Below are 10,090 nucleotides of genomic sequence, written 5' to 3'. Positions count from 1 at the left end.
AATAAGAAAAAGCAAGAGAAAACCAATGAAAAAGCGGAGAAACGTTCAAATGTCCTAAAACGACGGAACGGTGCGATACCGATTTTTTATCATCATTAACGGGTAGAAGGGCGAGAAGTGAAGAAGAAAAGAAGAAGTGAAGAAAAGAAGAGAAGAGAAGAAAGTCATGTTGTTTGAGATGGATTTAGTCTATTATCTTAAGCCTAGTTATCAATGAAGTGGGTATCCCCTGTATAAGATAAAAAATTTAAGTAGGTAAAGGAGATATTAAGCATTATACAGCGATGCTACGCTCATATTATTACTAGAAATAACTGACACAATCAGGCATATAGTGGTTAATATCAATATAATTTTTAACTGGATTAATGTGTATATATGAATGAAGAAATGAATATTTCAGCAAACGTTGTTGCTAAAGTGATGAAGTCTTTATTGTTCACTTTTATAATTTTTGTACTCGGGTTGTGTTGTCATATTGTTTATGATGTATCAAGAATCTGTATTGCCTGGGAAAGTGTTTCCAGTTCCACTTAAAGCCGATGGCGCCACTTATGAATTTAAATATATTCCCCCAAATGCCAGTTTAAGAAGACAAACTCTATTTCTATATAGATAATAATGACTATCACTCATGGACAAAGAAATTAAACTTAGGATATCAAGATTTTAGTGTAGGGTATGTTTTTACTATTCAGATGACAATTTATCATAAAAATAAAAAAGTATTTGAAAATACCTATTCTTATAAAAATACTTATAGCTCTCTCAGTGTCTTTCTTAATAATAAACAAACCAATTAGTGTTAGAAAGTTTACCGCTTTTAATGAGGAATATCCTTACCCTAATGATTATTTTAAATTTAAACCAGGAGAAAAATATAAGATTGTCTTTAAAGATTTATCTACTGATCCAGAAATCAAACATTTAAGAATCTATTTAGGTTTAGATGGTGCTGGCGTGGATAGCGTCTATAAAGTTAAGCCATAAGTTTGCAGGAAATATATTAAAAAAGCTTAAAACCTTATAATACAAGGCCTTAAGCTATTTTTGAGAAACATACACTGGTATTTTTAGGACTTATTTAGCAACTGGAAAATCCCACCAAATATCGAATAATTCGCTAACTTCAACTTGAGAAAGTCCATTTTGTTCTAACCAAGTTTTGACTAATTGACGATGAGAATCATCACATTTCCCAAGTTTTTCTAAACAAATTAAGCCTTCCCAATGTAAATAACCACTTCCTTCATAAGCGAGACCATTAGGTTTGATGACTTCATCAATAAAACGATCAACAACTTGATCGATCTCAGTTACAGGCGTATTTTCTGCAAATTGCCAATTCACCAGAAAACCTAATTCTTGGAATTCATCAATGTGCATTTTTTTACGTTGTCTACGATTGCGTTGATATGCCATAGTATCCTCCTTTTTGGATTATTGATTTTTAATAAAATAGAGATCCCATACACCATGCCCTAGACGCTGCCCACGCTGCTCAAATTTGGTTAATGGACGAGAATCTGGTCGTGGGATAAAGTCATTTGTAGTGGAAGTATTGGATAGATCTGGCTGAGATCTTAATACTTCTAGCATATGGTCAGCATAATTTTGCCAATCTGTTGCCATATGAATAAAGCCATTGGGCGTTAATTTTGGCATTATTAATTCAATAAAAGGCGTTTGTACGATACGTCTTTTATGATGTTTTGCTTTTTGCCACGGATCTGGGAAAAAGAGCTGTAAACCTGCTAAAGAATTGTCAGGGATGTTATCTTGTAGAATTTCGATTGCATCATGACAAATAACACGCAAGTTATTCACTTTCTGTTCTAATGCAGTAGCAATACATGCTCCAACACCTGGAGTATGAACTTCAATACCTAAATAATTATATTGAGGATTTTGCTTTGCCATCGTAACTAATGATTGTCCCATACCAAAGCCAATCTCTAATATTACGGGGTGTTTATTACCAAAAATTTTTGCAAAATCAAAAGGTTGTTGTTGATGTTCTAAGCCAAAGAATGCCCAATTATCGTTCATTGCACGTTTTTGGGCTTCGCTTAGTCGCCCTGTTCTTAACACGAAACTGCGCACTTTACGCATATAGCGCCCGTCTTCGGTAAATTCTGGGGTATTCACTGCTTTTCGCTTTTGCTCAGCAATATTATGTAAAGAATCTTGTTGCATGGAAAAATATATAAATAGTCGGTTCTACAATAAAAACGGCGGATATTTTACCTGATAATTGACGGTTTTTGTGATGTTTTCATCAAATTCCTTGTGATACACTCGCACAATTTAATTGAGTTGTGAGAGAAAGTTATGTGGATTGCAGAATCAACGCCACAAGATGCCTTTGCTGCCGTTGTTTTATCTTGGTATGCGAAATATGGGCGGAAAACGTTACCTTGGCAGATAAATAAATCTTTGTATGGGGTATGGTTATCAGAAATTATGTTGCAACAGACACAGGTTACGACAGTAATTCCTTATTTTGAACGGTTTGTACAACGTTTTCCTACGATTATTTCGTTAGCAGATGCGTCTATTGATGAAGTTTTACATTTATGGACTGGGTTAGGCTATTATGCAAGAGCGAGAAACTTGCATCGAGCCGCACAAATTATTCGTGATCAATATCGAGGTAATTTTCCAACTGAATTTGAACAAGTATTAGCCTTACCAGGAATTGGTTTAAGCACCGCAGGAGCGATTTTATCCTCTTGTTTAGACGCTCCTTATCCAATTTTAGATGGCAATGTGAAACGTGTTTTAACACGTTATTTTGCGATTGAAGGTTGGCCAGGTGAGAAAACAGTGGAAACGACGTTGTGGCAAAAAAGTGCGATGGTAACACCACAATCACAAGTTGCTGCGTTTAATCAAGCTATGATGGATCTAGGTGCTTTAGTTTGTACAAGGAGTAAGCCAAAATGTAATTTGTGTCCGCTTGCAAAGGGTTGTATCGCTTATCGAGATAATAGTTGGAGTGCATACCCAAGCAAGAAACCTAAGAAAACATTACCTGAACGAGAAAGCTATTTTTTATTGTTAGTTGAGCAGTCTAGAGTGTTATTGCAACAGAGACCAGCAGAGGGATTGTGGGGAGGATTGTACTGTTTTCCACAATTTGAAACGAAAGAAAAATTAGATCACTTTTTACAACAACATCACTACCAAATTAGTGAAGAATTGCCTATTTTCCGTCATACATTTAGCCATTTTCATTTAGATATTCACCCAGTTGTGGTAATGAATACACCGCAAGAAAGGGTATTGCAAAAAAATGTTGCGGAAAGTTGTGCAGAATATAAACAGAGAGTACAAAACGAGAGTGAATATTGGTATGATCTAGCGGATTTTTCGCCGCCAAAAATTGGCTTAGCTACGCCAGTCAAAAATTTGTTGTTACAGTTAGCGGCAAATATAACAAAATAACAAATGATACAAGGATAATAATATGGCAAGAACCGTTTTTTGTGAGTATTTAAAGCAAGAAGCAGAAGGGTTAGATTTTCAACTTTACCCAGGTGAGCTTGGTAAACGTATTTTTGATTCAATCAGTAAAAAAGCCTGGTCTGAATGGTTAAAAAAACAGACTATGTTAGTTAATGAAAAAAAATTAAATATGATGAATCCTGAACATCGCAAATTATTGGAACAAGAAATGGTGAATTTCTTATTTGAAGGTAAAGATGTTCATATCGAAGGCTATGTTCCCCCTTCAAAGTAATAATTAATATGAAAGTAAAAAAATATTTTGTTACCACGGCATTAGCCCTTTTATTAGTGGGGTGTGGTTCTTCTTATGATCGTGATGATATTGATTACGATGATGCTTTTGCGAAAGATACTCGTGCCTTAGATATTTTAACGGGGCAGTTTTCACATAATATTGACCGTATTTGGGGCGTCAATGAATTGTTGGTTGCAAGCCGTAAAGATTATGTGAAATATACTGATAAATATTACACTCGTAGCCATGTTAGTTTTGATGAGGGTGTGATAACTATTGAAACTCAGACAAGTTTAGCTCGTTTGAAAAATGCGATAGTTCATACTTTGTTAATGGGATCGGATGCAAATGGTATTGATCTTTTTGCGGATGGTGATGTACCAATTAGTTCTCGTCCATTCTTATTAGGACAAGTGTTAGATCATCAGGGTGCACAAATTCCAAATGTTGCAGTTGCTTCTGCATTTGCCGACTATTTAGTGAATAATAAATTGCAGAGTCGCCGTTTAAGTAATGGGCATATTGTACAATTCGTTGTGATCCAAATGATTGCAAATCACGTCGCCATTCGTGCACAAAAATATATTCCATTTATTCGTAAAGCAGCACGTCATTATAATATTGATGAAAGTTTGATTCTTGGCATTATGCAAACGGAGTCGAGTTTCAACCCATATGCGATTAGTTATGCCAATGCGATGGGGCTAATGCAGATTGTTCCGCAAACTGCAGGACGAGATGTATTCCAAATGAAAGGGAGAGGTGGTATTCCATCGAAGAAATATTTATTTGATCCATATAAGAATATTGATGCTGGGGTTTCTTATCTATGGTTATTACAAAATAAATATTTAGCAGGAATTACCGATCCGACTTCACGTCGTTTTGCAGTGATCTCTGCTTATAATGGTGGAGCGGGTGCAGTATTGAGAATTTTTGATGAAGATAAAGATATTGCAGTAAATAAGATTAATCGCTTATTGCCTGAACAAGTGTATCGTATTTTGACAACAAGACATCCATCAGCACAGGCGAGAAACTACCTTATCAAGGTTGATAAAGCACAGAAAAGTTATCGAGTTATTCGTTAATTTTGCTGGTTTTAGTGGTGATTTAGTATTAATTTTATTCGTTTTGGATAGAAAAACGGCTAACGTGCGAAAAAAAGAAATTTTTTTCAAAATAGTGGTTGACTTGAAGGCTAAAAAAACGTTTAATACGCACCACTAAGACGTTGCCCAGATAGCTCAGTCGGTAGAGCAGGGGATTGAAAATCCCCGTGTCGGTGGTTCGATTCCGCCTCTGGGCACCACTATTCCTCCTTAGTTCAGTCGGTAGAACGGTGGACTGTTAATCCATATGTCGCTGGTTCAAGTCCAGCAGGAGGAGCCAAATTCTAGAAGGCTGTTACAATTAATGTTGTAACAGCCTTTAATTTTTTCTACCAAGTAGTCAGAAGATAGCTTTTAAAAAGAGCAGAACGGTGTTATATTTTTGCACCTATTTTGTCATCATTTTAGTATCAATAACTTAGCACGAATAAGGTCTTTCTTTTTATGGACGATTATGCGAATTTAGCGATTGCACTAGCAGGTGTTTGTCAATCCGCAAAGTTAGTTCAACAATTAGCACATCAAGGCACTGTCGCAGAACAAGACCTCTCTTCCACCTTAGAAAGTCTTTTAGTTATCCAAGCAGATAAAATAGTTGATATTTATGGTGGCACATTGACTAATCTAAAATTAGGGCTAACAACACTATTAGAACAGCTTAATGGGCAAAATGGTCGATTAGATGCTGAATTGAGTCGTTATTGGCTAAGCCTATTGGCATTGGAAAGTAAACTAAATAACAATGCAGAGAAAAAACAACAATTAGTCGACAGAATCCAATATTTACCAGCACAGTTAGAATTTCATAATAGCTTGCTTGATAACTCAATGTTGGCTGTGTTAGCTGGTATTTATGTTGATATTATTAGCCCATTAGGCGCTAAAATTCAGGTAAAAGGCGTGCCGTTATATTTACAGCAGCCTGATATTCAAAATCGTATTCGAGCTTGCTTATTAGCGGGTATTCGTTCTGCGGTATTATGGCGTCAGTTAGGTGGTTCAAAGTGGAAATTACTCTTTTTCCGCAGAAAACTCATCCAAGCAGCGCAACAACTGTATTCATCCCTTAAATAGACGGAGTGATTCTTCATGCAACTTAATGCTTTAACAGCACTTTCCCCGCTTGATGGTCGTTATCAAAATAAAACAGATGCATTACGTCCAATTTTTAGTGAATTTGGCTTATTGCGTTTTCGTGTAACGGTCGAAGTACGTTGGTTACAAAAATTGGCAGAAGCACCAGCCATTACAGAAATCCCCCTTTTATCAAAAAAAGCAATCGATTACCTAAACGATATTATTGCGAATTTTGATATACAAGATGCACAGCGAATTAAAGAGATTGAAGCAACAACTAACCATGATGTTAAGGCAGTTGAATATTTCTTAAAAGAGAAGTGTCAGGCACTTCCAGAGCTGGCTGCAATTAGTGAATTTATTCACTTTGCTTGCACCTCAGAAGATATTAATAATCTCTCACACGCACTGATGTTAAAAACGGCAAGAGAAGAGGTTATTTTGCCAGAATGGAAAAAGATTATTACTGAAATTAGCCATTTAGCAGAAACCTATAAAACGATCCCATTACTTTCTCGTACTCACGGACAGCCTGCTTCGCCAACAACAGTTGGTAAAGAAATGGTGAATGTCGCTTACCGTTTACAACGCCAATATCAACAATTACAACGTGTAGAAATTCTCGGTAAAATTAATGGTGCTGTGGGTAACTACAATGCACATTTATCCGCATATCCTGATATTGATTGGCATCTATTTAGCCAACAATTTGTACAAGATTTAGGAATTGATTGGAATCCATACACCACTCAAATTGAGCCACACGATTATATTGCCGAGTTTTTTGATTGTGTAATGCGTTTTAACACTATTGTTATCGATTTTGACCGTGATATTTGGGGTTATATTGCCTTAAATCATTTCAAACAAAAAACTATTGCAGGTGAAATTGGTTCATCAACCATGCCACATAAAGTGAATCCGATTGATTTTGAAAATTCAGAGGGGAACTTAGGAGTAGCGAACGCATTGATGAGCCATTTGGCACAAAAATTACCAATTTCTCGTTGGCAACGTGATTTAACAGACTCAACTGTATTACGCAATTTGGGTGTTGGCTTAGGATATAGCTTAATTGCGTATGCTTCGACTTTAAAAGGCATTAGTAAATTAGAAGTGAACGAAGCGCATTTACTGGCAGAATTGGATCGGAACTGGGAAGTACTTGCCGAACCAATTCAAACTGTAATGCGCCGTTATGGTATCGAAAAACCATATGAAAAATTAAAAGAATTAACTCGTGGTAAGCGTGTTGATCAACAAACGATGCAACAATTTATTGATGGTTTAGCGATTCCAGAAGAGGAAAAAGCTCGCTTAAAAGCATTAACACCAGCTAATTATATTGGTGCAGCAATTCAGTTAGTAGATGCGTTTTGACTAGATAAGTAACAACACACCCCAAGCGTTAGTTTGGGGTGTGTTGTTATCAAATTAGCTTTAATCAGTAGTAGCAAACCACCCATCTAACTTCTGGGCGAGTTTATCAACCCCAATTCTATTTAGGGAAGAGAAGGCTTCAACTTGAATATCACCTTGGAAAGGTAGGATTGCCTCTCTTACCATTCGGAGCTGTTTGCTGCGTTCACTTTGGCCTAATTTATCGGCTTTAGTGAGGAGTAATAAGATAGGTAAGTTGGCACTGACGGCCCATTCAATCATTTGTTGGTCGAGATCTTTTAGGGGGTGGCGGATATCCATTAAAATGACCACACCGCCTAAGCATTCACGTTTTTGTAAGTATTCACCAAGCGATTTTTGCCATTGTAATTTTAATTTTTCAGGCACGGCAGCATAGCCATAACCTGGTAAATCAACGATTTTACAGTTTTCACTGACTTCAAAGAGATTAATTAATTGAGTCCGTCCTGGTGTTTTTGAGGTTTTTGCTAAGTTTTTTTGATTGGCTAAGGTATTTAATGCTGTAGATTTCCCCGCATTAGAACGTCCAGCAAATGCAATTTCCACACCAGCATCAGCAGGTAATTGCGAAATATTTGCGGCACTCATTAAAAAATGGGTTTTGTGATAATTTAATTTGAATTCAATATTTGACACAAGATTATCCTTTTTTGAAAGTAATGGTTTCGCCTTTTATGCCGTAACGGTTTTCACTGTTCTGCCCAATAAATACGCCCCATTCCATTAATAATATCGCTAAGATAAAAATTGGGAAATAACGTCCGAGAATTAATTGCATTATCCCTTGACTATAAGGTGCAATTAGTACGCAGCATAGTGGTACGAGTAAAATAGTAATTGCTTTACCTGATCGACCACGATCATGTAAGCGTTTAATAATAATCGCCAGCCAGCAATAACCGACAAAAATTAAAGGTATAACAGCAAGCAATGCGGTAGTAGTTTGTTGAAATAATGAACGAATTGGAACAAGATTGGCAATAATAAATAGCAGGGCTACACATAATCCTGTTCCGATCCAAAAACCTTGACGGTTTAATCTCCCTTTGAGAGAAAAAAGTGCTTGTGTAATGTACATAAATCAGATTTTTTGATGAAAAAAGAGTCTTTTTTACAAATTTGCTATTATACAGGGAATAGGCGGAAAAAGTGAAAAGTTTGCTACATTTTATGTGTCATCAAAGGTTTATTTTATAGGGTGTAAAAAATCTTAATTGTGATCAAGTTCACATCATTTTTTACAAGACAAAAATTAAAAATCGTTTTAATATTAGCACCGTTTTTTGATTTCTATCTTTGAAAATTAACTTAAATATGAGGAAAAACAAATGGCAAAAATCATTAAAGTTCTTGGCCGTGAAATTATCGACTCTCGTGGTAACCCAACTGTAGAAGCGGAAGTTCACTTAGAAGGTGGTTTCGTTGGTTTAGCAGCTGCTCCATCTGGTGCATCAACAGGTTCTCGTGAAGCATTAGAATTACGTGATGGTGATAAAGCACGCTTCTTAGGTAAAGGGGTATTAAAAGCTGTTTCTAACATCAATGACATCATTGCACCAGCATTATTAGGCAAAGATGCTTCACAACAAGCTGAAATCGACCAAATCATGATCGATTTAGATGGTACTGATAACAAATCTAAATTAGGTGCTAACGCAATTCTTGCCGTTTCTCTTGCGAATGCAAAAGCAGCAGCTGCTTCTAAAGCATTACCACTTTATGCATGGATTGCAGAATTAAACGGTACTCCAGGTCAATATTCAATGCCATTACCAATGATGAACATCATCAATGGTGGTGAACACGCAGATAACAACGTTGATATCCAAGAATTTATGATTCAACCAGTTGGTGCAAAAACTTTACGTGAAGCATTACGTATCGGTGCAGAGGTATTCCACAACTTAGCGAAAGTATTAAAATCAAAAGGTTTAAATACTGCAGTTGGTGATGAAGGTGGTTTCGCACCTAACTTAGCTTCTAACGCTGAAGCATTAGCGTGCATTAAAGAAGCAGTAGAAAAAGCAGGTTATGTATTAGGTAAAGATGTTACTTTAGCAATGGACTGTGCATCATCTGAATTCTATAACAAAGAAACTGGTATGTATGAAATGAAAGGTGAAGGTAAATCATTCACTTCTAAAGAATTCACTCACTACCTTGAAAAACTTTGTGAAGAATACCCAATTAAATCTATCGAAGATGGTCAAGATGAATCAGATTGGGAAGGTTTCAAATATCAAACTGAAGTACTTGGCGGTAAAATCCAACTTGTTGGTGACGACTTATTCGTAACTAATACTAAGATCCTTAAAGAAGGTATCGAAAAAGGTATCGCTAACTCAATCTTAATCAAATTTAACCAAATCGGTTCATTAACTGAAACTTTAGCTGCAATTAAAATGGCTAAAGATGCAGGTTATACCGCAGTAATTTCTCACCGTTCTGGTGAAACTGAAGATGCAACTATTGCTGATTTAGCGGTAGGTACAGCAGCAGGTCAAATCAAAACTGGTTCTATGAGCCGTTCAGACCGTATTGCGAAGTACAACCAATTAATCCGTATTGAAGAAGCATTAGGTGATAAAGCACCATTCTTAGGTCTAAAAGCGGTTAAAGGTCAAGCTTAATTCACAATTAAGACATTAGACTAAAATAAAAGGCATAGTAGACAAAATTGTTGCTGATGTGTCAAAAACTATGCCAAGTGGACAAAATTGTGGCTAATATTTAT

Annotated in this window: 11 protein-coding genes and 2 tRNA genes; 9 read left to right on the top strand and 4 right to left on the bottom strand. The window is 36.2% G+C overall.

Annotated elements, in window-relative coordinates; all coding sequences use genetic code 11:
• Positions 1–729: 729 nt before the first annotated feature.
• A complete protein-coding gene (locus ACFFHT_RS04790; RefSeq protein ID WP_382373955.1) occupies positions 730–990 on the top strand; it encodes a hypothetical protein in 261 nt (86 codons plus the stop codon).
• 90 nt (positions 991–1,080) lie between these two features.
• Here the strand turns inward: ACFFHT_RS04790 and ACFFHT_RS04785 are convergent, their stop codons facing one another.
• Both ACFFHT_RS04785 and trmB read right to left on the bottom strand, forming a co-directional pair.
• On the bottom strand, positions 1,081–1,422 hold the full coding sequence (locus ACFFHT_RS04785) for a YggL family protein (RefSeq protein ID WP_382373953.1): 342 nt from the start codon (positions 1,420–1,422) through the stop codon (positions 1,081–1,083).
• Between the two features lie 18 nt (positions 1,423–1,440).
• Positions 1,441–2,196, bottom strand: a complete 756-nt coding sequence (trmB, locus tag ACFFHT_RS04780) for a tRNA (guanosine(46)-N7)-methyltransferase TrmB (RefSeq protein WP_382373951.1) — start codon at positions 2,194–2,196, stop codon at positions 1,441–1,443.
• Positions 2,197–2,331: 135 nt separating this feature from the next.
• Here trmB and mutY point away from each other — a divergent pair, with 135 nt between their 5' ends.
• From mutY to purB, 7 genes are all read left to right on the top strand, one after another.
• Positions 2,332–3,447, top strand: a complete 1,116-nt coding sequence (mutY, locus tag ACFFHT_RS04775) for an A/G-specific adenine glycosylase (RefSeq protein WP_382373949.1) — start codon at positions 2,332–2,334, stop codon at positions 3,445–3,447.
• Positions 3,448–3,469: 22 nt separating this feature from the next.
• The gene (locus ACFFHT_RS04770) at positions 3,470–3,742 is read left to right on the top strand and encodes an oxidative damage protection protein (protein ID WP_382373947.1); all 273 of its coding nucleotides are present in this window, start codon (positions 3,470–3,472) and stop codon (positions 3,740–3,742) included.
• 8 nt (positions 3,743–3,750) lie between these two features.
• Complete coding sequence (mltC, locus tag ACFFHT_RS04765) at positions 3,751–4,836, top strand: membrane-bound lytic murein transglycosylase MltC (protein ID WP_382373945.1); 1,086 nt, start codon at positions 3,751–3,753, stop codon at positions 4,834–4,836.
• A 145-nt stretch (positions 4,837–4,981) separates the two neighbouring features.
• Positions 4,982–5,057: transfer RNA gene (locus ACFFHT_RS04760), tRNA-Phe, on the top strand.
• Between the two features lie 4 nt (positions 5,058–5,061).
• Positions 5,062–5,137, top strand: a tRNA-Asn gene (locus ACFFHT_RS04755).
• Between the two features lie 164 nt (positions 5,138–5,301).
• Positions 5,302–5,931, top strand: a complete 630-nt coding sequence (gene hflD / locus ACFFHT_RS04750; RefSeq protein ID WP_382373944.1) for a high frequency lysogenization protein HflD — start codon at positions 5,302–5,304, stop codon at positions 5,929–5,931.
• Positions 5,932–5,946: 15 nt separating this feature from the next.
• Entirely contained in the window at positions 5,947–7,314 is a 1,368-nt protein-coding gene (gene purB / locus ACFFHT_RS04745; RefSeq protein ID WP_382373942.1) for an adenylosuccinate lyase, read from the top strand.
• A gap of 60 nt (positions 7,315–7,374) precedes the next feature.
• Here purB and yihA read toward each other — a convergent pair whose 3' ends face one another.
• Together yihA and ACFFHT_RS04735 are read right to left on the bottom strand one after the other, a co-directional pair.
• Positions 7,375–7,944 (bottom strand): ribosome biogenesis GTP-binding protein YihA/YsxC, encoded by a 570-nt coding sequence (gene yihA / locus ACFFHT_RS04740; protein WP_382373957.1) that lies wholly within the window; start codon positions 7,942–7,944, stop codon positions 7,375–7,377.
• Positions 7,945–7,996: 52 nt separating this feature from the next.
• Entirely contained in the window at positions 7,997–8,434 is a 438-nt protein-coding gene (locus ACFFHT_RS04735) for a DUF805 domain-containing protein (protein WP_382373940.1), read from the bottom strand.
• A gap of 250 nt (positions 8,435–8,684) precedes the next feature.
• Between ACFFHT_RS04735 and eno the strand changes: the two genes are divergently transcribed.
• Positions 8,685–9,986, top strand: a complete 1,302-nt coding sequence (eno, locus tag ACFFHT_RS04730; RefSeq protein ID WP_382373938.1) for a phosphopyruvate hydratase — start codon at positions 8,685–8,687, stop codon at positions 9,984–9,986.
• Positions 9,987–10,090: the final 104 nt, after the last annotated feature.

Origin of the sequence: Gallibacterium melopsittaci (assembly GCF_042433085.1) — a bacterium.
Classification (GTDB): Bacteria; Pseudomonadota; Gammaproteobacteria; order Enterobacterales; family Pasteurellaceae; genus Gallibacterium; species Gallibacterium melopsittaci.
This window is presented reverse-complemented; position numbering and strand designations above follow the sequence as displayed.

Excerpts from the sequence above, each read along its gene's own strand:
- purB (WP_382373942.1), top strand. The coding sequence starts at position 5,947 with ATGCAACTTAATGCTTTAACAGCACTTTCCCCGCTTGATGGTCGTTAT.
- yihA (WP_382373957.1), bottom strand. The coding sequence starts at position 7,944 with ATGAGTGCCGCAAATATTTCGCAATTACCTGCTGATGCTGGTGTGGAA.
- ACFFHT_RS04735 (WP_382373940.1), bottom strand. The coding sequence starts at position 8,434 with ATGTACATTACACAAGCACTTTTTTCTCTCAAAGGGAGATTAAACCGT.
- ACFFHT_RS04770 (WP_382373947.1), top strand. The coding sequence starts at position 3,470 with ATGGCAAGAACCGTTTTTTGTGAGTATTTAAAGCAAGAAGCAGAAGGG.
- eno (WP_382373938.1), top strand. The coding sequence starts at position 8,685 with ATGGCAAAAATCATTAAAGTTCTTGGCCGTGAAATTATCGACTCTCGT.
- trmB (WP_382373951.1), bottom strand. The coding sequence starts at position 2,196 with ATGCAACAAGATTCTTTACATAATATTGCTGAGCAAAAGCGAAAAGCA.
- mltC (WP_382373945.1), top strand. The coding sequence starts at position 3,751 with ATGAAAGTAAAAAAATATTTTGTTACCACGGCATTAGCCCTTTTATTA.
- ACFFHT_RS04785 (WP_382373953.1), bottom strand. The coding sequence starts at position 1,422 with ATGGCATATCAACGCAATCGTAGACAACGTAAAAAAATGCACATTGAT.
- mutY (WP_382373949.1), top strand. The coding sequence starts at position 2,332 with ATGTGGATTGCAGAATCAACGCCACAAGATGCCTTTGCTGCCGTTGTT.
- hflD (WP_382373944.1), top strand. The coding sequence starts at position 5,302 with ATGGACGATTATGCGAATTTAGCGATTGCACTAGCAGGTGTTTGTCAA.